Source organism: Terriglobales bacterium, from assembly GCA_035561515.1.
Lineage (GTDB): Bacteria > Acidobacteriota > Terriglobia > Terriglobales > Acidobacteriaceae > DATMXP01.
This window is the reverse complement of sequence record DATMXP010000027.1, coordinates 1-22846: the sequence shown is the minus strand read 5'-3', so window position 1 is coordinate 22846 and position 22846 is coordinate 1. Positions and strand designations below refer to the sequence as shown.

General features: G+C 54.4%; 17 protein-coding genes. 9 read left to right on the top strand and 8 right to left on the bottom strand.

What is annotated here, in order from left to right; translation table 11 throughout:
• Window positions 1-5 precede the first annotated feature (5 nt).
• Genes VN577_12885 through VN577_12860 form a run of 6 tightly spaced genes read left to right on the top strand, consistent with a single transcriptional unit; the run spans window position 6 to window position 6513 of the window.
• Window positions 6-809, top strand: coding sequence for an SDR family oxidoreductase (locus VN577_12885; GenBank protein ID HWR15716.1), 804 nt, complete (start codon window positions 6-8; stop codon window positions 807-809).
• Window positions 810-811: 2 nt separating this feature from the next.
• Complete coding sequence (locus tag VN577_12880) at window positions 812-1570, top strand: SDR family oxidoreductase (GenBank protein HWR15715.1); 759 nt, start codon at window positions 812-814, stop codon at window positions 1568-1570.
• 20 nt (window positions 1571-1590) lie between these two features.
• Window positions 1591-2745 carry a hypothetical protein gene (locus VN577_12875; protein ID HWR15714.1) on the top strand — a complete coding sequence of 385 codons (1155 nt, stop codon included), beginning with the start codon at window positions 1591-1593 and terminating at the stop codon, window positions 2743-2745.
• 25 nt (window positions 2746-2770) lie between these two features.
• Window positions 2771-3793 (top strand): L-rhamnose/proton symporter RhaT, encoded by a 1023-nt coding sequence (locus VN577_12870; protein ID HWR15713.1) that lies wholly within the window; start codon window positions 2771-2773, stop codon window positions 3791-3793.
• Window positions 3794-3817: 24 nt separating this feature from the next.
• Window positions 3818-4771 carry an ROK family protein gene (locus tag VN577_12865; GenBank protein ID HWR15712.1) on the top strand — a complete coding sequence of 318 codons (954 nt, stop codon included), beginning with the start codon at window positions 3818-3820 and terminating at the stop codon, window positions 4769-4771.
• On the top strand, window positions 4771-6513 hold the full coding sequence (locus tag VN577_12860; GenBank protein ID HWR15711.1) for a class I mannose-6-phosphate isomerase: 1743 nt from the start codon (window positions 4771-4773) through the stop codon (window positions 6511-6513). Before VN577_12865 ends, VN577_12860 begins: the two co-directional genes overlap by 1 nt.
• Before the next feature lie 17 nt (window positions 6514-6530).
• Here VN577_12860 and VN577_12855 read toward each other — a convergent pair whose 3' ends face one another.
• Together VN577_12855 and VN577_12850 are read right to left on the bottom strand one after the other, a co-directional pair.
• Window positions 6531-7622, bottom strand: coding sequence for a DUF4185 domain-containing protein (locus tag VN577_12855; GenBank protein ID HWR15710.1), 1092 nt, complete (start codon window positions 7620-7622; stop codon window positions 6531-6533).
• A gap of 97 nt (window positions 7623-7719) precedes the next feature.
• Window positions 7720-9615 carry a winged helix-turn-helix domain-containing protein gene (locus VN577_12850; GenBank protein HWR15709.1) on the bottom strand — a complete coding sequence of 632 codons (1896 nt, stop codon included), beginning with the start codon at window positions 9613-9615 and terminating at the stop codon, window positions 7720-7722.
• Window positions 9616-9887: 272 nt separating this feature from the next.
• Between VN577_12850 and VN577_12845 the strand changes: the two genes are divergently transcribed.
• The 3 genes from VN577_12845 (at window position 9888) to VN577_12835 (ending at window position 12131) form a co-directional block, all read left to right on the top strand.
• Window positions 9888-10559 (top strand): DUF3455 domain-containing protein, encoded by a 672-nt coding sequence (locus VN577_12845; GenBank protein HWR15708.1) that lies wholly within the window; start codon window positions 9888-9890, stop codon window positions 10557-10559.
• Between the two features lie 112 nt (window positions 10560-10671).
• Complete coding sequence (locus VN577_12840) at window positions 10672-11169, top strand: hypothetical protein (protein ID HWR15707.1); 498 nt, start codon at window positions 10672-10674, stop codon at window positions 11167-11169.
• 194 nt (window positions 11170-11363) lie between these two features.
• On the top strand, window positions 11364-12131 hold the full coding sequence (locus VN577_12835) for an isoprenylcysteine carboxylmethyltransferase family protein (GenBank protein HWR15706.1): 768 nt from the start codon (window positions 11364-11366) through the stop codon (window positions 12129-12131).
• Between the two features lie 121 nt (window positions 12132-12252).
• Here the strand turns inward: VN577_12835 and VN577_12830 are convergent, their stop codons facing one another.
• From VN577_12830 to VN577_12805, 6 genes are all read right to left on the bottom strand, one after another.
• Window positions 12253-13158: a universal stress protein gene (locus VN577_12830; GenBank protein ID HWR15705.1), complete on the bottom strand. Its 906-nt coding sequence runs from the start codon at window positions 13156-13158 to the stop codon at window positions 12253-12255.
• Window positions 13159-13350: 192 nt separating this feature from the next.
• Window positions 13351-14742: an efflux transporter outer membrane subunit gene (locus VN577_12825; protein HWR15704.1), complete on the bottom strand. Its 1392-nt coding sequence runs from the start codon at window positions 14740-14742 to the stop codon at window positions 13351-13353.
• A 1-nt stretch (window position 14743) separates the two neighbouring features.
• Window positions 14744-17917, bottom strand: a complete 3174-nt coding sequence (locus VN577_12820; GenBank protein HWR15703.1) for an efflux RND transporter permease subunit — start codon at window positions 17915-17917, stop codon at window positions 14744-14746.
• Window positions 17917-19035: an efflux RND transporter periplasmic adaptor subunit gene (locus VN577_12815; GenBank protein ID HWR15702.1), complete on the bottom strand. Its 1119-nt coding sequence runs from the start codon at window positions 19033-19035 to the stop codon at window positions 17917-17919. The genes VN577_12820 and VN577_12815 overlap by 1 nt, the downstream gene beginning before the upstream one ends.
• 103 nt (window positions 19036-19138) lie before the next feature.
• On the bottom strand, window positions 19139-19798 hold the full coding sequence (locus tag VN577_12810) for a hypothetical protein (protein ID HWR15701.1): 660 nt from the start codon (window positions 19796-19798) through the stop codon (window positions 19139-19141).
• 610 nt (window positions 19799-20408) lie between these two features.
• Complete coding sequence (locus tag VN577_12805) at window positions 20409-22490, bottom strand: sigma 54-interacting transcriptional regulator (protein ID HWR15700.1); 2082 nt, start codon at window positions 22488-22490, stop codon at window positions 20409-20411.
• Window positions 22491-22846 lie beyond the last annotated feature (356 nt).

Sequence of the window (22846 nt, the reverse complement as noted above, 5' to 3'; positions counted from 1 at the left end):
GCTGAATGAACATACGCTTCGACAATCAGGTTGTAGTCGTCACGGGTGGCGCGATGGGAATCGGTGAAGCCACGGCGCGCGAGTTCGCTGCTTCTGGCGCCAGCGTTGCTATCCTCGACGTTAACGCAGATGCCGGCCAGAAAACCGCCGCAGGGATACCGAGGTCGAGATTCTACCCCTGCAACGTGGCCGACCCTCAGCAAGTGGAAGCCATCATGGAGAAAGTCGCCGAAGATTTCGGTGGGCTTCACGTGCTGGTAAGCAACGCAGGCATTCAGCGCTACGGTGACGCAATTGGAACCAGCACCGACGTCTGGTCGGAAGTAATGGATACAAACCTGAACGGTGCCTTCTACGCATCGAAATTCGCTGTGCCTCACATTATCGAGAGTGGGGGCGGATCCATCGTCGTCCTCGGGTCGGTTCAGACATTCACCGCAATCGGCGGTTCCACCGCGTACGTCACGGCTAAACATGGCTTGTTTGGTCTAGTACGCTGCCTTTCACTAGACTTCGCGAAGAACAACATCCGCGCGAACTGCGTCTGCCCCGGAGCCATCGACACGCCAATGTTGCGTTGGGCTGCCAGTCTCGACCAGAATCCCGACAAAGTGATCGAGACCTGTAACCGCATGCATGTGCTAGGTCGCATTGGGAAACCGGAAGAAGTTGCCAACGCCATCGTTTTTCTCGCCAGTGCTCAGGCTTCGTTTATTACCGGAGCGGCGCTGCTTGTAGATGGCGGCATGCTCGTCCCTACTGGGGGCATGGGGTTCCAGGAAGGCGGTACCGGCGCGGCGGCGCGGTGATTATGAAACTGAAAGACCAGGTAGCGATCATCACCGGAGCAGGTGCGGGTATCGGAGGCGCTTCCGCCAGCCTATTCGCACGCGAAGGGGCGCGAGTTGCCGTCGTGGATCTTAATCAGAAAGCTGCTGACGAAACCTCGAGCGTAATCACTTCGAATGGCGGTACTTGCAGAGTCTTCGCTGTCGATGTTTCTCGGTCGTCCGATGTCCAGCGCCTGGTCGACGGCGTGATAAAGCTCTGGGGTAGGATCGACATCCTTTTTAACAACGCAGGAATTGTTCCACACGGAAAGATCCACCAGACCACTGAGGAAGAATGGGATCGTGCGATGGCCGTCAACGTCAAAAGCATGTACCTGACGTGCCATGCAGTTATTCCCATCTTCAAACAACAGGGTGGCGGTACGATCATTAATACTTCTTCCGCCACTGTGCTCCGGAATGTGGTTGACCGTGCTGCTTATACGGCTTCGAAGGGTGCTGTCCTTGCTCTCTCTCGCAGCATGGCAATGGACTACGTTGGCGAAAACATCCGTGTGAACGCGATCTGCCCCGGGACCATCGACACGCCTTCTCTCCGCGCCAGGCTGGCGGCACACGCCGACCCCAAGGAAGCACGCAAGCGATTCATTGCTCGGCAGCCAATGGGACGTCTTGGAACCGCGGAGGAGGTGGCGCAGGCTGCCCTCTACCTCGCTTCCTCGGAAGCGGCATTCGTTACCGGGACCGCCTTATCGATCGATGGAGGTTTCACTCTCTAGTGCGGAAACCATCCATCTCAATGCAGCAAACCCGCTGGCGAGGTCGCGATGCATGGCTGCTCAGTAACGGACTGCTCGACATCGTGACGCTCCCCGGGGGCGGCCATGTCGCCGATGTACGCTTTCAACCCGAAGCCGGCTATCCAACCTGCAACGTTCTTTGGGAAGCGCCGTGGAGGTCCATCGATCCTGAACGTTTTCGGTCACGTGATGCGGCTGTCTATGGCGTGCCCTTTGTCGGAAAGTTCCTCAGCGGCTTCACCGGACACGCCTTATGTTTGGATTACTTCGGTGCACCGTCACCCGACGAGATTCAGCAAGGACTGACACTCCACGGCGAAGCGCCCGTTGCTCGCTGGACGATGAAGCCCGAGCAGCGTAAACGGTTGAACGCAGCAGTCGAACTTCCGCATGCAGGGCTGAACTTCGTCCGCACAATCGAATCGCTGCCGGGAGAGTCTGTCGTTTATTTCCGGGAAACAGTCAAGAACCAGCGCACGGTAGATCGCTTCTGTGGCTGGGTTGAGCATGCGACCTTCGGTCCTCCGCTGATGTCCCCAGGTGAGAGCGATTTCTTCGTTAGCGGTTCGCGTGCAAAAACTTGGGCGCTCGGATACGAGGGCAAAGCCATCCTTCGTGACAATGCAGAGTTTCATTGGCCCCATGCACCGGCATTGAAAGGAAGATCGGTTGACCTCAGGAAGCCGTTCGCGAATGATGGCAAAGGTTTCGTAGCCACGGTTCTAGTAAACAGCAAGAATGACTACGGGGTAATCGCGGTCTTGAACTGGCGTCTTGGACTCGCCGCAGGATACGTCTTCCGATCAGCCGATTTCCCCTGGGTAACGCTGTGGGAAGAGAATATCGCTCGCTCCGGCGCGCCATGGAATGGCGTGACGCGGGCACGCGGCGTGGAGTTCGGAACAACACCCTTTCCCGTCGGCCATCAGCAGACGATCAGCGACGGTCCACTGTTCCAGACTCCCACATTGACTCGAGTCCCTGCAAAGTCGGCCTTGTCTACCGTTTACGCTATGTTTCTGACACCGGTATCAAGAGAATGGCGCAAGATCAGCGATATCCAAGTAAAGCGAAACGAAATTGTGATTCGCGGTGGAAGCAGAAACCAACGTCTTGCAGTAGTTGGTAGTAAATTGCAGTCAATCTTGGCCTGATCGGCCTTTGCGACAGAGGTGTCTTTTGAACGAAAGCACAATCGGTCTTCTGATTTTGCTTGTTGCTGGTGTGACTAATGCCAGCTTCAGCCTGCCAATGAAGTTCACCCGCCGCTGGGCTTGGGAGAATACCTGGTTCGTCTGGAGCATCTACTCGCTGATACTTCTGCCGCCAATTATCGCTTTCAGTACGGTTTCCGATGTAGGCGGAGTTTACGGAAAGGTCGGCTACGGAATTGTCGCTACTGTCGCCGCTTTTGGCGCCGGATGGGGTATCGCTCAGGTTCTGTTCGGTCTTGCCATTGATGCAATCGGCATCGCATTGTCGTTCTCAATCGTTCTTGGTTTGTCGGCAGCTCTTGGCAGCCTCATTCCGTTTATTCGACTTCATCCCGAGAAACTTCTAAGCTCCGCTGGATTCACGATCATCACCGGAGTGGTGCTCGTGGTTGTTGGTGTCGCGATTTGTGCCGTTGCGGGACGACGTCGCGAACATGCCCAAGCCAAGGATGCTGCCACGGCCGGGAAACCGTCTTTTGCAAGAGGACTAGCCATCGCGATCACCAGCGGCATCTGCGCATCCTTCATGAACTTCGGCGTGGCATTCGGTGGCCCCATCATCGATGCCGCTGCCAATTCCGGCACCAAGCCGGTGTGGGCGATTAATGCTATCTGGCTACCGCTCATGATGGCTGGCTCAATCCCCAATATTTTTTATTGTGTTTACCTGATGCGAAAGAACAACACCGGGAAACGGTTCAGCGAACAAGGAACCGGCTCGTACTGGGGTCTCGCATTTATCATGGCTGCATTCTGGTTTGGCAGCACCCTTTTGTATGGCATCTCGACGGGCAAGCTGGGTGAACTCGGTGCAGTACTGGGTTGGCCTTTGTTCATGTCCTTGATTGTGATCACCGCGAGCCTTCTGGGAATTCTCACTGGCGAGTGGAAAGGAACGGGGAAAACGCCCCTTCGTATCCAGATCGCGGGTGTTGCGGTTCTTGTGCTTGCGGTGTTCGTGCTCGCCAAGGCGAGCCGCATGGTTTAGTGGAAAATAGGTTCAGGAGTATTCATGAAGGCTCTTAGCATTGATCTCGGCGGCACGCACGCGACGTGTGCCGTCATCCAGGATAAGCAGATCGTCGCGTCCGAAGTAGTAGACAGCGATTCTGGCCGCGGCCTGGGTTCCGTACTGCCGCAATTTGCCGATACGCTACGCAAACTCGCCAAGCAGACCGATATGCCGCTTTCGCAGTTCGCCGGTGTTGCTCTCAGTTTCTGCGGCATGGTTAACACAAAAGAAACTCGTGTCACTTCGACGAACCAGAAATACGATGACGCCACGGCCATCGACTTCTGCGCGTGGTCCCAGCGTGAGTTCGGTTTGAACTTTCGCATCGAAAATGATGCCCGCATGGCCCTGCTCGGCGAATGGTATGCAGGCGGCGCACAAGGTTTTGACAACGTCGTTATGTTCACCCTCGGAACCGGCATCGGCGGAGCGGCCATGATTGAGGGTCGCCTTCTGCGCGGAAAGCACCACCAGGCCGGATGTTTAGGCGGCCACTTCCCTGCTCTGTTCAACGGACGCAAATGCACTTGTGGTGCTATCGGTTGCGCAGAAGCCGAGGCTGCCGGATGGTCGTTGCCCTTTGTCTGCCGTGAAACTCCCGGCTTCGAATCGAGCCAACTCTCGAAGGAGCCGAGCCTCAACTTCGAATGTGTGTTCCGCCTGGCGAAAGCCGGCGACTCCGTTGCTCTTGCCGTCCGGGATCGCTGCATACGTGTTTGGTCTGCCAATACCGTTGCCGCCATTCATGCATTCGATCCTGAAGTGGTCGTCTACGGTGGTGGTGTTATGCGAAGTGCGGATGTAATTCTGCCTGCCATCCAGGCGTATGTAAACGAACACGCATGGACTCCTTGGGGCAAAGTTCAGGTCCACGCGGCTCAATTGGGCAACAATGCCGGTCTTCTCGGAGCAATACCTCTGCTCAGCGAAGGTCATGCCGTCGGAGTCGCCTGATGTACGACAAGTTCCCTTACGTTCAGGTTAGCTCTCGTTCATCAGATTGCTCTGTTGGGTGGACCGCAATTGCCGAAAGGCTCCGCCCCGAACTGTGGCATCCGCGCGTGGTCGTTTGCGTCGAATGCTATCCCGGTGCATTCGTCGATGAGATTGCCACTGCACTCACGCGCGTGTTACAGCCCAGTCTCCTGATTCGGGCCGAACAGGCATATCGCACACCCGAAGAGATGGCGCCCATTGTTGATCACTACCTGGGAGACGATCCTGTCTTCGGACGCATGAACGGCCTCTCTCTGGAAGACTTCCTCGACGGTGCCAAGGTCCGGGAAGCGCGTTGTGCGATCGAGAACCAGAAGTCTGGTGTGATTGTTGTGATCGGTACGGCAGCGGCTCTCGTCGCTGCGGAGTACGACGTACTAATCTATACCGATATGGCGCGGTGGGAGATTCAGCGCCGCCAACGCCATCACTTGATCGATGGACTGGCAGCCAAGAATCGCAAAGACCGTCCGTCGCTTCAATACAAGCGCACCTTCTTCGTCGATTGGCGTGCTGCGGACCGATTGAAGAAGAAACTGCTGCCCGCGCACAATTACCTGCTCGATACCAATGATCCCAATGCGCCTAAGCTGATTAGCGGCGAGGCTCATCGCGACGGACTGCGGCGAACTGCGCACCGCCCATTCCGAGTCGTTCCGTATTTTGACCCCGGTCCGTGGGGTGGTCATTGGATGGAAGAAGTCTGCGGACTTCCCAAAGATAAGCCGAATCACGCCTGGTGTTTCGATTGCGTGCCGGAGGAAAACTCGCTTCTGCTCGGGTTTGGCGATCATCGTGTCGAGGTCCCGTCCATCAATGTTGTCTTTTCACATCCACGGGAACTTCTGGGTGACCCTGTTCACGCGCGTTTCGGAACAGAATTCCCAATTCGCTTCGATTTCCTGGATACCATGGGGGGCGGAAATCTTTCCCTTCAGGTTCACCCGCTGACCGAGTACATCCAGGACAAGTTCGGGATGAATTATACGCAGGATGAAAGCTATTACCTGCTCGATGCTGGCTCCGACGGATGCGTGTACCTGGGGTTGAGGGAGCAAATCGATTCGGTCCAGATGATTGCCGAACTCGAAGCTGCGCAGGAAGGCGGCGCGCCGTTCGACGCCGATAAGTTCATCAATAAGTTTCCCGCGAAGAAACACGATCACTTCTTGATTCCCGCCGGTACTGTTCATTGTTCCGCTACGAACAGTATGGTGCTCGAGATTAGTGCAACACCATACATTTTCACTTTTAAGTTGTGGGATTGGGGTCGGCTTGGTCTCGACGGCCGTCCGCGACCGATTCACCTGAAACACGGAGCGGCGAACATCCAGTGGGATCGCACCACAGACTGGGTTAGCCGTAACCTGGTGAATCGCATTTCGCCAATTGCGGAGGGCAGCGGCTGGCGCGAAGAACGCACCGGACTTCACGAGCGCGAGTTCATCGAAACCCGGCGCCACTGGTTCACGGCTTCTGCGCCACACCATACCGGCGGCGGCGTAAACGTTCTGAATTTGGTGGAAGGTGCTGAGGCCGTTGTCGAAAGCTCTACTGGCACGTTCGAGCCGTTCGTTGTGCACTACGCCGAAACCTTTATCATCCCTGCATCAGTCGGGGAATACACAATAAAACCGCACGGTCCGTCCGTCGGCAAAGAATGCGGCACGATCAAGGCCTTTGTTCGCACAAAGGCCTGATCGGCTCCAACATTTGCTTATTTCGGTAATTCGAGGCGGACGACTTTCGGGAAATAGATGTGCGGCATGGTTTCGAGTTTCTTCACCGCTCGTGTGTTGCAGGCATACGTAATCAGGATGGTATTGCCTTCGCGTAATTCGGGATGTTCCTTCCCTGCATAGCAGAAATTGTCCTTGTCCCAGCTTGGATGTGATTTCTGCATTTCCGGAATCGTATAGATCACCTGTCCATCACTCCACGGGCCGGTCAACTTGGGCGCAGTTCGCAGGAGGATATTGCCAGTTTCAAGCTGAGGATCGTTCATCACGGCCAACCACTGCTTCCTTCCTTGGTGATACCGCACCGTCATCTCCGTATTGCCTTTGTCCATCACGTGCCTCGCCTTGGCCGGTTCGAATCCTGCCCTCCAAGTTCCATCCTTAGCGAGATATTGCATGCTGGCCTTAGGATCCTTATCCAAGCCGCTGAGCGGAATCCGGCTCAGAACCATGGGCCGCGAGCCCTTCTCGTAAAGAGCGAAGATGTACACAAAGTCGCCGTCAACCACGGCGGTCGCCGACGGATACGCATGAACACCGTCGCTGACTAGCGGGTAAATCTTCACTTCCCACTTTTGAGGGTCTTGCTCGAGACCGGTTACGCGCGCTAGGTCCGTTCCGCAGGTGGCGAAGCCCAGGGTGAAAGAACCGGAGTTCGGCACACTGCGAAGACATAACAATGTCACCCAGAGTTGCTCGCCCTTTACAAAACCATCCAGCGCCCAATACCAGTACGGACTTTTGGCTTGGAAAAAGTCGATCAGTTGCCCAGATGAATTCTTCCGCATCACGTATTCGATATCCCACTTGCCACCCTTGCAGGTCGAGATTCCTATCGCATTTCTGACCATTCGCGGCTCGTTCTCTACGACAATGCGTTTGTCTCCATACAGGGTGTCTCCGAAGATCCAGACCGATCTACCGTCATTAAGCGGAATGGAATATGCTGCGTCGCTGCCCAGCCACCCATTCTTGAACGGAAATTCAGGCTGGCATGTCTCTGCCGTAATGGGAATGGCAGAAGCTATCAAAAGTATGAAAACAAATGAGAGAAAACGATGTACGCTCATACACCAAGTTTAACAATGAACGAGAGGCTGCTCAGCATCCAGTTACATCCGCGCAGTTAGCACGATGGATGCGAAAGGATCGGTGGCACAGACAGACTTACTCCAGCCCGGCCTTCGCGAGCAGAGCGTGGAATCTTGGGTCTGATCGAAGTGGGTCGTAGAGGGGATCTACTCTGAGCCAAGGTATGACCGTCGCTCGTTCCGAAAGGCCCTGTTCACACCATTTCAGCGCCTGCTCGTAATCCCCGACACCTAAATTGGCAGTTATGAGCCTGGAGCTGTTGACGTATCGCCTGGATCTTTCTTCTTCCAGTTTGTGCAGGAAACGCTTTGCTTCGCTCTTTTGACCTGCTCGTCCATGTGCGTATGCCTGCAACGCCCAGGTGAAGGGCCCGTCTTCAACCTTTTGTGATTCGGCCGCTTCTCGCAAGGCATCCTGTGTCAAGCCCTCTGCCGCATAGGCAAACACGATGATGCGAGCTCTCCGAAAATTAGGCTCCATTTGAAGGACTTCGCGGAATTGCTGGATAGCCTCACGGTACCGACGAGCGCTATAAAGAATGGCGCCTCGGTCTGAAGAGATGATAAGAGAACGGGGATCCAACAGCCGAGCGCGTTCAATCTCATCCAGGGCCTCGGAGAACCTACTCTGGAGCGTCAAGAACTCGGCGTACCAGTGATGTGCCGTAGCGTAGTTTGGATCGAGCTCAATCGCTCTCTTATATTCTGCTTCGGCCTTCGGCCAATCCCAATCGTAGTTCTGGACTATCAGTGCCATCGAAGCATGGGCTTCCGCAAGCTTGTCGTCGAGTGCAAGCGCTTTGGCCGCTGCCTCACGAGCCTTCGGCATACTTTCACTCTTCGGAGCGATATCGAATGCGCTGAGCAGTGCGTAAGTATCCGCGAGGCCGACGTAAGCAAGTGCGTAATCGGGATCCTTTTCGACGGCCTCCTCAAAAGCCTGGATGGCCTGCTGAAATCCTTCGACCGTTCTCCTGTTCCAGAAGTATCGGCCGCGGAGGTACGCGTCGTATGCCGCATACTCTCTCGGACTCATAGTCCTTGGCGCTCGCGAATTGGCGTCTCTTTTCTTTATCAAGGTCAGCGTAATCTCCTGCGCTACCTCGTTCGCAAGCTCATTTTCGAGTTCAAGGATGTTCGTTAGTGCTCTGTCATACTGCCGGGCCCAGATGTGCGTTTGATCCTTCATGAGGATCAATTGTGCCGTGATTCGAACCTTCCCCGATTCGCGGCGCACACTTCCTTCGAGCACGTAATCTACGCCGAGTTCCTGCCCCACGCGGCTTAGTCCATCCCTATTATTCTTGTACTGCATGACAGACGTACGAGCGATCACCCCGAGATGTTCGGGGTCCAGATTTCCCAAATGGCTAATCATCTCTTCCGTCAGTCCGTCAGTGAAGTAATCCTGATTAGGATCCCCGGTTAGATTCTCAAAAGGCAGTACCGCCAACATGTACTTGCGGTCTGAGATCTCCGGACGACGGGCGGACCGCGACGTAGCAAAATATGCGGCCATGGCGACCACCACCAAAACCGCTGCTGCCGCGAATGGCACCCACTTGGAGCGAACCTTGTTGGGCTGAATTTCCTGAGGACCCTCGGGTTTCGGCTCAACGGTTGTTACCCTCGGCTGGATTTCCGCAATAAACCGATACCCTTTGTTCGGAATGGTCTGAATGTACTTAGGTTCCTCTGGATTGTCCTTCAGGACCTGCCGGATTTTGCGGATTGCCCCGTTGATCGCATTGTCAGTATCGAGGTAAGTGCCTGCGCCCCAGACACTTGCAACCATCTCTTCCCGCGAAACAACCTCGCCGCGTTTCTCGGCCAGAAGAATAAGGATGTCGAGGGGGATTCGTTCCAGCCGGACAAGCTGGCCATATCGGCGCAATTCGTGCCGCTCGATATCCAGTTCGAAGCTTTCCCCGAACCGGAACGGCCCAGCGTTATTGATGGTTCCCCTACTCATTCTTCTTTCCGGGTGACGAGGCATTCTACATCGGCCTGTAGAAGGCCTGCATGTGCTTTATTGTCAGCAGTATACGGGAACATACGAATCAATGACCATTTGCGACTCCCGCTATTGATCTGCGAATGTTCCGGACGCAGGATCGGAGCACTTTGTGGGTGAGGATGCTCGCTCCTGCTTGTGCTTAACCGAAAGCCAAGTCCAGAGCGTTGTGGGGTTCATAGTCCCGGTCCTCTCTCCGCGAACTTACACATTCAGAAATGGAGAAGACGATGTTGAAGTTAAAGTTCACACCCCGGACGGGCTGTGCGATCCAAGGTGCGATCGCCACCGCTCTCGTTCTGGCATCGGCCGTGTTTGGGGCCGTTCCGGCAAACGCGCAGAGTCTGACCGCGCCGCAAACCCCTGCCACGATTACTCCTCCGGCAGGAAACGTGTTGTACGCCCTAGGTGCCGCTGTCGGCACCCAGGGATACGTGTGCTTGCCAACGAGCACCGGTGCGTCTTGGACCGTCAATGCTAGCCGACCGGAAGCGACACTGTTCGTAAAAATCTTGGGACGTAACGTCCAAGTAATGACGCACTTCCTGAGTCCAGACACGAGCCCCAACGAGAATGCACCGAACCCGCTGCCATTCGGCAGCCCGACGTGGCAAAGCTCGTTCGACAGCAGCATGGTATGGGCCAAAGCCCTGGCTTCCATTCCCGCCGGATCGGACCCGAGCTGTTCGAATGCAGGCTCAATTCCGTGTTTGCTGCTGCAATCCATTGGTTCGCAGCAAGGTCCGTCGGGCGGCGGTCTCATGACGCCTACCACTTACGTTCAACGGCTTAACACGACCGGTGGTGTGGCGCCCTCAGAGGGTTGTTCTACAGCGACCGATGTGGGCAAGCAGAAACTCGTGCCCTACACAGCCGATTATTACTTCTTCCGCGCGCGATAGCGCGCGCATACGAGTCACCCCCATCGCACTGGCGCTCCTTTCGCCGTAAACGGACCGCGGTGTGTACGGGTACGGGCCAATGATCACAAGTCAAATGAGGAGAAAACAGAAAGTGAAACAGTTATTGAAAATCGCCAAATACACCCTTCCAATTATCGGAATCCTTGCCTGCATGCTCGTGGCAAGTTCCGTTGTAGCGCTTGCCGATGACTCGGAAAATCCGGTGATGCGCCGTTCCTACCCTGGCGAAACGCACAAAGGTATGTGCTGCAAGAGCTGGGAAGCTTCGGTCACGATCAATGAGCCAGTGAGGAATGTGCCGATTGTCGTCACGTTCAGCATGGACTACCGTGCAAACGCACCGTTCTATGTCGGCGCGCGACTGAATGACGGCCCGTGTGTTTTCAACGGTCCATCGACGATACCTGCCTATGAGCCGGAAGTCTGGAGCCGTACCACAACTACATTCCAATGGGTGTTCATGCCGGGTGATTACAAACTTGCAAAAGGGCTCAACGTAATCACGGTTTGTGGAGGTGGCGTGTATTCACTCAATGACACAATCGAACTCGGTTACTACACGCTGTCAGCACGCCTGCAAACAAACTAGGCGACGTTTTCGTTTCGCGAATGCCAGGCGCGCTGTAAGTCTGGCATTCGCTTCATCGCCGCTGAACTCTCTGTTGAGACAAACATGTCTTCCAGGTGGCGGCCGGCAAGAATACTAAGCACTTGCGTCTTGGAATCTCCTGCTAGTGCCCAGAATCGCTGCCGGAGTGCAGCGCAATTGAAGTGAGGAAAAACATGTTCGGTAGAATCACCGCGTTTGCATATGGGGTATTTTGTTACCTCGTGTTCCTGGCGACCTTCCTCTATGCGATTGGCTTCATAGGGAACGTCGCTGTACCGAAATCGATTGATTCAGGCCCGCTGGTCGCGTTGCCCGTCGCTCTAGCCATCGACCTGGCTTTGCTTACGCTATTTGCTTTGCAGCACAGCATCATGGCGCGACAGTGGTTCAAGGCGGCGTGGACCCGCTTAGTTCCGAGTTCCGTGGAGCGGAGTACGTATGTGCTCTTCTCCAGTGCTGCATTGCTCCTGTTGTTTTGGAAATGGCAGCCGATTGGCGGCGTCATTTGGGATGTTCAGAATGCTTCCGGTCGCATGATGCTATTGGCCCTGTATGCACTGGGGTGGCTCATCGTGCTAGTCGCGACCTTCCTGATCAACCATTTCGACTTATTTGGACTGCGACAGGTCTGGCTGAACCTTCGAGGCCACGCCTATACACCTCTGAAATTCCGAATCCCAGCGTTCTATCGGGTCGTTCGCCATCCGCTGTACGTCGGTTGGTTGCTCGTATTCTGGTCGGCACCGCTGATGACCGTTACACATCTTGTGTTCGCAATTGCAACAACCGGTTACATCCTTGTTGCCATTCAGTTCGAAGAACGGGACCTTCTGCGAATACACGGTGAATACGAAGAATATCGCCGGCGGGTGCCAATGCTTCTGCCCTTTAGGAAATCGCAAAGCACAAAGCAATTCAAGGAACTCGGATGGGGAGATTAAGGGCGCCTGCGCAACGGGTTCTTGCCCAAAACGTTCCGATGACGAAGTGCTAAGCTCGACCACCTTCTTTGCTTGGGGCCGCCGATAACGGCGGCCTCAGCTATTCATGCGCAACGAAACGTCATCGTGCTCTAACCGTCAGCACGGCACTGCAGGCGCCACAAACTACTTTGTAAGCGGTCGACCACGGCAGATGTGCGATTGTATCGATATGTTTCTTCCGCTTTAGTCCCATAATGATTCCTTCGACGCCCAGTTCCGCAGCTGCGCGAATGATCACATCCGCTCGATCTCCGTACCCAAACTCTGCCATGCAGATTGGATCAACGGCCAGTCCGAAATTCGCCACGAGTCCGCGCAGTCGATCGAGGCAATCTTGCCTGGCCTGCTTTCTGATCTGAATGACATCCTCCGCTGTGTACCAGCGATTATCGAGGGTTTCGGGCACAGGAGATAAGATGTGAAGCAGGACCAACCGAGTCTTCTGCTCATTTGCAAAGGAAACGGCATGAGGCAGGGCCTGTAATGACTCGTCGCTAAAGTCGGTTGGAAACAGGACCGGGCGGATCAGTTCTGGCGCATCCAGTTGTGGCTTTGTTGGGCAGCACGGTCCAACAGTGAGAACTGGACAAGATGCACGCCGGAAGATCTGTTCTGCGGCTGATCCCAAGACGAACTTCGCGATGCCAGCACGGCTGTGAGTGCCCACAACAATCATCTCTATGTGCTTCTCTCGGACTACATCATCGATCTGTTCCCAGATCTCACCGTCCCTGATGATGGCCTGATGGTCCAGCCCGGCGACGGCTCCAGTTGACTCGAGCCGTCGCTCGAGCGTTCTTAAATCTCTCCAGGCTAACTCCGATGCTGAGGTAACGGAATCGGGGCCAGCCATTGTAAACCCTAAAGACGATACGACGTGCATCAGGTAAAGCTTCGACCCATAATGGCGAGCAACTACAACGGCATGGCGCAAGGCCTTTTCCGAAACTGCTGAAAAATCCATCGCCACCAAAATAGATTTCAATTGCACTCTTACAACTTGATCCTCCCCTGTAAGCATCTTCCCTCCACCTACCTTACGTTAGAGACAATCTGAGCCAAGAGCCCAATTTGCATAAACGGGCACCGGCGGAGTTGCGACTCCGTCGATCGCAACTCGCTCCACAGGCGCCCGGAGAATACAAGATCGCCAAACCGATCAAGTGTTCCCAGAACGTTATGCCCCTCCTCCAAGGACCTTGTACAAGGTAACGAGGTTCGTCATGCGTCCCATACGCACCGAGACTAGTCCTTGCTGCGCCCGATAAAAGGACTGTTGCGCTACGAGTACACTCAAGTAACTGTCGATACCTGCGTTGTAGCGAGCCTCCGCCAAGTGATACGAAAGCTCCAACGCGTTTACTAACCTTTCTTGTGCGTTCTGCTGATCAAACAGTGTGGAGCGAAGCGAAAGTGAGTCGCTGACCTCTTTGAACGCCGACTGGATTGACTTCTCGTACTCCGCCACCGCTATGTCTCGCTCCACTTTGGTGCCTTTCAAACTTGCTCGCCGCGCACCCGCGTCGAAGATCGGCATTACTATTTGAGGCGCGAAGCTCCAGGTTTGAGAGTCACCCTTGAACAACTTCGAGAGATCACCACTCATGAGGCCTGAGCCGGCCGTGAGAGCAATTCTTGGAAAGAAGTTGGATCGGGCAGCACCGATGTTGGCATACGCCGTTTTGAGCTGATGTTCAGCAGATAGTATGTCTGGGCGCCGCAGGAGTACATCGGAGGGCAATCCCGCCGAGACTTCTTTCAGTGAAGAATCGGCACCAAGTTCATTCGGCAGCAGATTGGCTGGGACGGTCATTCCGACCAGCAGGTTCAGTTGATTCTCGTCTGTTGCGACCAACCCGCGGTATCGTGCAATATCGACTCGAGCAGCCTCTACCTGACTCTGCGACTGGCTCAGGTCGAGATCGTTGCCAATGCCGGCATCCCGTGATTTCTTAATCAATTCATACGATTTCTCCTGCACATCAACGGTAGTTTGGGCTAGCCGTAGGTTTTCCCTGTCTGCTGCGAGCACCAGATAAGTGTTGGCCACTGCTGCGACGAGCGAGATCTGCACAGCATTGCGAGCTTCATCGGTGGCCAGGTATTGTTCGAGTGCAGCGTGCTTCAGGCTTCGAATACGGCCAAAGAAATCAAGTTCCCATGCAGCCACGCCGCCTACGTTAAATTGCTCGTAAGTGTATGCCTGGCCGGTTGTGGACAACTTCGCCGGTACGCGGTAAATGTCCGCGGTGGCTGTGGCGTCAAGCGTCGGAAACTGCTCCGCACGCCGAATACGATACTGCGCTTGGACTTTCTCGACATTCAGGGCAGCAATTCTTAAATCACGGTTGTTCTTCAGCGCGAGCTCGATCACAGATTGCATTTGCTTATCAGTGAAGAACTCATTCCACTTTATGTCTGCAGCCTGAGGTGCGGCTGGAGAAAGCTTCACCTGCGCGGTGCTCTCAGACCATGTCGGAGGAACGGGCAGTGCAGGCCGGCTGTACTTCGGTTGAAGACAGCCGGTGAGACACGCGATCAATGGAATAACTAATAGCGTTCGTTTCATGTTATTGCTCCTCCACAGCTGGAGTCGCATGGGAATGGACCTGCTGATTCCTGCGGGTCTTTTGGAATATTTGAACAACCATGACGTAGAACAATGGGATAAAGAAAATTGCGAGAAAGGTGGCCGTGATCATGCCACCGAGGACGCTTGTTCCAATGGCCTTCTGGGCACCAGCGCCAGCTCCAGTCGCAATTGCCAACGGAAGAACGCCGAAGCCAAATGCCAATGAGGTCATCACGATAGGACGGAGCCGCAGCTTCGCAGCTTCCAGAGTAGCTTCGATCAACCCAGCCCCTTGTTCCAGTCTGATCTTTGCGAACTGAACAATCAGAATCGCGTTCTTCGTCGTGAGACCGAGAACTGTAAGTAGACCAATTTGAAAATACACATCATTCGGCAATCCCCGAGAGGTTGAGGCGACTACACCGCCAATCACTCCCAGTGGCAGCGCCAGCAAGATCGAGATTGGCACCGACCAACTTTCATATAGAGCCGCCAAAACAAGGAAGATGACAAGAATCGAGAACGAGTACAGTAGAGTCGTTTGGGCCTGGGCCATACGTTCCTGGTAAGAGAGTCCTGTCCACTCAAAGCCAATGCCTTGGGGGAGCTTAGAAGCAGCCTCTTCCATGGCTCTCATGGCCTCGCCCGAACTCTTCCCTGGAGCTGGTTCGCCCAGGAATTGAAGTGACGGGAAACTGTTGTACCGCTCCAGGCGGGGCGAGGCATAAATCCAATGTTCCGAGATCAGTGAGGATGCGGGCAGGATTCCGCCCTTGTTGTTCCGCACGTAAAGACGCGAGAGGTCATTCGGGAGCATCCTGTAAGGCGCATCTGCCTGCACGTAGACGCGTTTAACGCGCCCACCCTGGATGAAATCATTGACGTAGGCACTACCAAAATTGGCTGAAATAGTGCTGTGGACTGCATTGATAGGAACACCCAAGGTTCCGGCCTTCCCCTGATCTATATCCGTGTGATATTCGGGTACATCATCTAAGCCATTGGGGCGAGTCCGTATCAGCCTGGGATCCTTGGATGCCGTCATCAGTAACTGACCGCGGGCTTGCATCAGCTTCTCGTGTCCAAGACCACCTCGATCCTGAAGCATGAAGTCGAAACCAGTGGACATGCCGAGCTCCGTCACAGGGGGAGGCGGAACAGCAAAAACCATTGCATTTCGCAGACCCGCAAACGCCCTGGTGGCCTTCGCTGCAACGGCCTTTACGCGAAGATCCTCGCGATTGCGCAGTTCCCAATCACGCAACATGACGAATGCCATACCCTGGTTCTGGCCATGCCCAGAAAAACTCACCCCTGACACGGTCATGCAGGAGGCCACAGCTTCCTTCTGATCTTCGAGCATGTGCTTCCGAACCTTTGTCATGACCTCCTCAGTTTGCTCAACCGTGGAGCCGGCTGGAAGTTGGACAGCCACCATCAACACGCCTTGATCTTCGTCCGGCAAATAGGCGGTAGGCATTCGGTGAAACAGAAAGCCAAGTGCGGCAACAATCAAGACGAAGGCGAGGACATAAGGAGTTTTTGAAGCGAGAATGTGACCGACCAGAGATGTGTATTTGCTTCTTATCCAGTAAAACGCCCGATCAAACCAAAGGAAAAATGGGCGTAGAAACCGAGATCCGCTCTCGGCGGCTTCGTGTCCTTTTTCAACTGGCTTTAAAAGAGAAGCACAGAGGACCGGCGTCAAGATCAACGCGACCAGCACCGACAGCAGCATGGAAGCGATCACAGTCGCAGAAAACTGACGGTAGATAACGCCGGTGGAACCCGGAAAGAAGATCATAGGTGCGAACACGGCAGACAGAACGAGTCCTATCCCCACCAACGCTCCCGTGATCTCGTCCATGGACTTACGGGTCGCTTCCAGCGGTGACAAGCCTTCTTCACTCATCACTCGTTCTACGTTCTCAACGACGACGATAGCGTCATCCACCAACAATCCGATGGCCAGCACCATGGCGAACATGGTGAGCATGTTGATCGAGAATCCCAGAAGCCCGAGAACCCCAAATGTGCCCAGAATGACGACTGGAACCGCGATCGTGGGCACTAGAGTAGCTCGCATGTTGCCGAGGAACAGGTACATGATGAGGAAGACCAGGATGATGGCTTCAATCAGGGTCTTCACCACTTCGCCGATGGCGACTCTCACAAACGGTGTCGTGTCGTACGGGTAGACAACCTTCATTCCTGCAGGAAAGTACCGCGACAACTCCTGCATCTTGGCCTTTACGCCGTCAGCGGTGTCCAGAGCGTTCGCGCCCGCTTCCTGTCTTACGGCAAGTATGGCAGCCGGCTTGCCATTAAACTTCAGGCGGGCCATATCAAACTCTGTACCCAGCTCAGTTCGTCCAATATCGCGCACGCGCACGATCGAGCCGTCTGGATTGTTTCGAATGGGGATAGCCCCGAACTCTTCCGGAGTCTTCAACAGCGACTGCACGACGATGGAAGCATTCAAGCGCTGGCCGGGTACGGCTGGCATTCCCCCGAACTGCCCGGCGGAGACTTCGACGTTGTAAGCTCGAACGGCTGCGACTACGTCATCCGAGGTCATGTTGAATTGCGTGAGTTTGTCGGGATTCAGCCAGATCCGCATCGCATACTGCGATCCGAAAGCTTCCACCTCTCCGACACCCGGTACGCGAGCCAGCGATGGCTGAATCTGCGAAATCCCGTAGTCACTTAGGTCATTCTGACCAACGTTCGGATTCTCTGATACGAGCCCCACTAACATCAGATAGTTGCGAGTGGATTTGCTCACGACAACGCCCTGACGCTGCACGACCTCCGGAAGCATGGGCATCGCCAATTGCAGTTTGTTTTGCACCTTTGACCATGCGAGGTCTGGATCGGTTCCGGGTGAAAATGTAAGCGTAATTGCACCCTGGCCAGACGAGTCACTGGTCGCGGACATATAGAGCATGCGGTCAAGTCCGGTCATCTTCTGCTCGATGATCTGGACCACACTATCCTCAACCGTCTTTGCGGAGGCGCCGGGATAAGTAGCTGTAATTGATATCGAAGGAGGTGCGATCGGTGGATACTGCGAAATCGGCAGATTGTAGATCGCCAATCCACCTCCTACCATCATCGCGATCGCGATCACCCAGGCAAAAACAGGCCTGTTTAGGAAGAAGCGGGACAGCATTACTTGCCCCCTTCCACCGCACTTGGGTCAGCGGTTTTGGTCGGACTATCGAATGCGACTGCACGGACGGAAGATCCAGGGGGAACTTTCTGAGATCCTTCCATCACCACCCGGTCACCCGCAGCTAGTCCGGTGCTCACTAGCCACTTGTCGCCGATCGCGCGATCGAGTTCAAGAAAACGCTGCTCGAGCTTATTATCCTTGTTCACCAACCACACGACGGGTGTGCCCTTTGCGTCGCGCGTTACTGCCTGTTGCGGAATCATTAATGCTTGCTGGTCCTCTCCCTCTTGCACAATTGCTCGAACGAACATGCCAGGAAGAAGAGTCTGATGGGGATTGGGGAAAATGAGCCGCAGCGTAACGGAGCTCGTTGTCGGATCGACCGTTACGTCCCTAAATTGCAGCTTGCCCAAATGCGGATACTCTGTGCCGTCTTCCAGGATAAGTTTCACTTTGGCTTGAACTGCACCATTGCGTTTAAGGCGGCCGCTTTCGAGCTTCTCCCTTAGGCGGAGCAGGTCGGCATTCGATTGAACGACATCGACGTAGATCGGATCTAGCTTCTGAACAACCGCAAACGGGGTAGGTTGGTAAGCGGTCGCCATAGCACCGACCGTCACATTCGAAATACCGATGCGGCCTGAGATAGGAGAACGGATCGGCGTGTAAGCGAGGTTGATGCGAGCGCTTTCAACTGCAGCTCGGCTCATAGCGACTGCTGCTTTGCGTGCCTCGACAGTCGCCTCGGCCTGCCGCAGTGCCGCACTCGCATCGTCGTAATCCTGCTGCCCGACGGCATGAACGGACGCAAGCCCCTTCAATCTTTGTTCGCGCAACCTGATCGCAGGCAGATTTGCCTCCGCGGTGGCGAGTTCAGCTTCGGCTGTTGCGAGCCCCGCTTTTACCTGCTCGTACGCAGCTTTGTATGGAGCTGGGTCGATCTGGTACAGAAGGTCACCGGCTTTTACGCTGCTGCCTTCCTGGAACAACCTTTCCTTAACGAGCCCATTTACCTGCGGACGAATCTCGGCTACTAGAAAGGCCGCTGTACGGCCTGGCAACTCGGTCGTCAGCCCTAAACGCTCTGGAGTGACATTTACAACCGCAACTTCCATAGGCCCCGCAGCCGGTGTGGCCTGGGACTTTTTGCTGCAACCGGTTGTTCCTATGATTGCGAGCAGGACGAGAAGTGAAAGTAATGATGAATAGCGTATGAAGTTATTTTTGTGGAACAACATGAGGTTGGTCCTTTCGACGGAATAAAGGATCGAGATCGGTTTGACTTGATCCGAATGAAATTGAATCAGTGGCATTAAGGTGTTGCTGTGCTTCAAGCTGTAACTGCTGGGCGGTGTCGTCGTACCACTGCATTGCCTTGTTGTACGCACTCAACACAGATCGAAGAGGGACCTTCAAGACGAGGGTGCATTCGTAGATCGAAACGCGTAGACAGCCACGAAGTATCAGGGCCGATCTGGCCAATGCGTCCAGATCGTAATGGAGTTGGCGCAGATTCAGCGCCTGAAGAGCTGTAATCTGCTCGTCGGAGAGGCTATCCTGCCTGTACTCCGAGCATGCCAGTTGCCCATACTCTCGCTCCGCCAAACTGATTTGCCGCTGGCATTTCTCCACAGCGACACGGGCCGTTGCCACCTGAGCCCAATGGTTCAACCAGTCGTGAAAAACGCAATTGTTCGACTCGGCAAGGCTCGCCGCATCCACGATGGATGCAGTTGCAAGTTCTTCGTCAGCAGTAATGGCAAGAGCGATCCAGTACAGGGCCTTGTGCTGTTGAGCAAACGCCGTTTGCATCTCCTCCGCATCGGCGAACCGAGCATCCTTGGATTTCTTACGAGTTTTCGATCTTGGCCAAAACATGCAGTGCCTGCTCAGCGCGCCCGAACCATTCGGCCCGGGCGCTGCTTTGGGGGAGGGTACGAACGATCACATCACCCAAGAGTGTTGTCTGAATCGCTTTGTCACTGGTAGATCCAATCGTTCGCAAACATCAACGGAATACGCAGTGTCTGCTAGGAACAAAGCCCCGATTCGGCCGAACCACCTCAACACGTCCTCGCCGACAGCATCCACGAAGCTCACGTCCGATAGATCCACAATGAGCCCCGAAGGAACCTTGCAATGGAGAATCAGATCACGGGCATCTTCTGCAAATTTCGCGACGAATCTGCCCTCCATGTGTAGCGTGAGCACACCGCCAGCTTCATGGAACTCAACCTTGAGCATCGATTGAACCTCCGTGGTTCACTCGTCTCTCAAGAGTGCACTTCCCATGCCACGTAGTTTCGGCTGTAAGTCGTTGAATTTACGAGATGTCGCGAAGGGTATCTACCGCAGGTCTGCCCATTTGAGGTCAATGCCGGAATGCGGGCATTTGAGGAGGGTGCAAGCGCTCTCAGCGATATGAGAGCAGGAGGGGAATACAGCGTAATCTAGGTAGCTAATGAAGATAGAACAGGATTCATTCTGACTAATAATCGGACCTGGTAATTTTGAGTCGTCTCATCTTGTTCTGTAGTGTTGTGCGCTTCAGTCCCAAGCGCTCGGCCGCACCATCCGGGCCCGATACTCTGCCTGATGTCGCCTTCAAAGCCTCTATGATGGCGTGACGCTCGGCGTCGTAAAAGGTCGCTCCTGTATAAGAAGAGACGTTGGCCGCTGAGGATCTTTTCAGTTCCCGAACAGGAACAACCAATTCCTCACCCTGCGTAAGAATAACAGCGCGCTCCATGAGATTCTCCAGTTCGCGGATGTTCCCAGGCCACGGAGCGCTCACTAGCGCATCCATCGCCTGCTTCGGGATGGACTTGATACGCTTACGCATTCTTGCGGAGAGCCGCGCGACAAAATAGTGCACCAGTAATGGAATATCTTCACGTCTCTCTCGGAGCGGAGGTATTTCGACGGGGAATACATTCAGCCTGTAGAAAAGATCTTCCCGAAACTGCCCATTGGCTATCATCTCGAGAAGGTCACGATGGGTTGCAGCGATCAATCGGACATCAACATGAATTGTCCTTGTGCTTCCGAGCCGTTCAAATTCTTGTTCCTGCAAAGCTCGCAGTAACTTCGGCTGCAACTCAAGATTGATATCGCCGATCTCGTCTAGAAACAGCGTTCCGTGATCCGCGAGTTCAAACCGTCCACGCTTTTGCATCAGCGCGCCCGTGAACGCGCCTTTCTCATGGCCAAACAGTTCACTTTCGACAAGACCGGACGGAATCGCCGCACAGTTCAGTCTTACGAAAGTTCGGTCTCTGCGCGGACTTAAGCTGTGTATCGCGCGTGCGATAAGTTCTTTGCCGGTGCCGGTTTCGCCGTGAAGCAATACAGTTGAATCGGTGGGAGCAACAATCGCAATCTGCTCAAGGACTCTTTGCAGAGCGGCGCTCTTCCCCACGATATCTTCAAAGTTGTACTCAGAGCGTATTTCCGATTCGAGATAGAGTTTCTCTTGCTCCAATTGGGCCTTCGACGCGGAAAGTCGTCCGTAAGCCAAGGCGTTGTCAACTGCTAGAGAAAGCTGTCCGCTTATTTGCGACAAGAGATCAAGGTCTCTTTGCCCGAAGCTGTTCGCCTTTCTACTGCCAAGTGTAATCACTCCGAGCGGGCCACCCGATGTAACTAATGGTGCGACAGCGAGGGACACGATCGATTCTGCTTTCAACCGGTCGCGACCCGGATTCGGGATCTTCTCTATATCTGCCGCAGACCAAAGTTCTGGTGTTCGCGCACGCATTTTCTCCAGCGATTCTTCTGTGATCTCCGTGGTAGGAAGATCCTCAAGAAAACTCGCTCGCCCCGGGAATTCCAGAAAAGCACATTCCAATTTCTTGGACTTTTTGTCGATTAACCAGAATCCTGTGAAATCATGCGCAAAATACCGGATAAGAGCTGCAGACGTGGATCGAAACAGGTCCTTGATCTCTAAATGAGAGGCAACGTAATTATTGATCTCAAGGAGAAGCTTGAACCGATCCCTTTCTTGCGACAGTTGCCCCTGATAAAGGATCGCGGCGTCGTTTGCCAAGGCACAATCAAGTGCAACTGCAACGTGTGCAGCCACCGACCTCATTAGTTCAACTTCTTCGGTCTTGAACTCCTTGTGATTACCCCGGGCAAACAATAATGCGCCAAGCTTTTTCTCTGAAACCGATATTGGAAATGCGTAGACAGAATCTGAAGTGCTGGCATGCCGTGATGCCAGTTCCGGAACTTTCTCTATCTCTTCAGCGACATTCGGGATGTATATAGCCTCTTGATCGTCGATTACCTTTTCGACAGCCGTTTCAGCAAAAGCAACCGTTGTTCCGACCTCGATCTCCGGACTTCCCGGAGTTTTGTCGAATGCCAAAACACGTACGTGCCGCTTGTCAGGTTCTAGCAATAAGAGAGTGATGGAATTGAAAGCAACAACTGAAGAAAGCAAAGCTCGAAGGCTGCGAAGAATGGCATCTACGTTCGACTGGGCAGCAATTGCGCTCGACACCTCGAGCAATGCTCGGTATCTGTCCTCTGTCGCAGTAAATGTATGATCGCTCCTACCCGACATGCGGCTAACTTAGCATAGCCGGGCTAATTTGGATGTGAGGTGCACCGATCAATCGTGCCCGGAACGTTTGTCCATGACCGCGGTGGGCTTGAGAAAAGGAGGAACAACAAGTTAGCCCTGAGTGCCACGGCCCCTGTTCACCCACACAATTTGAGATTTTGCTGCGACTATCTGGAACGCCGGTGCTTGCCTAAAATATTTTGCTGACCTACTCTGCCCCGGTTTGGAACGTCCAAATATAGTCAGCACCCATGGCATTTCCTGCCAGATCTTTCACGGTTCCTTTGATGACTGCCATATAGATGCTATTGGGCTGAAGTCGTGTGCCTGGAGTCAAGGTGGCGGTTTTCGTCCCT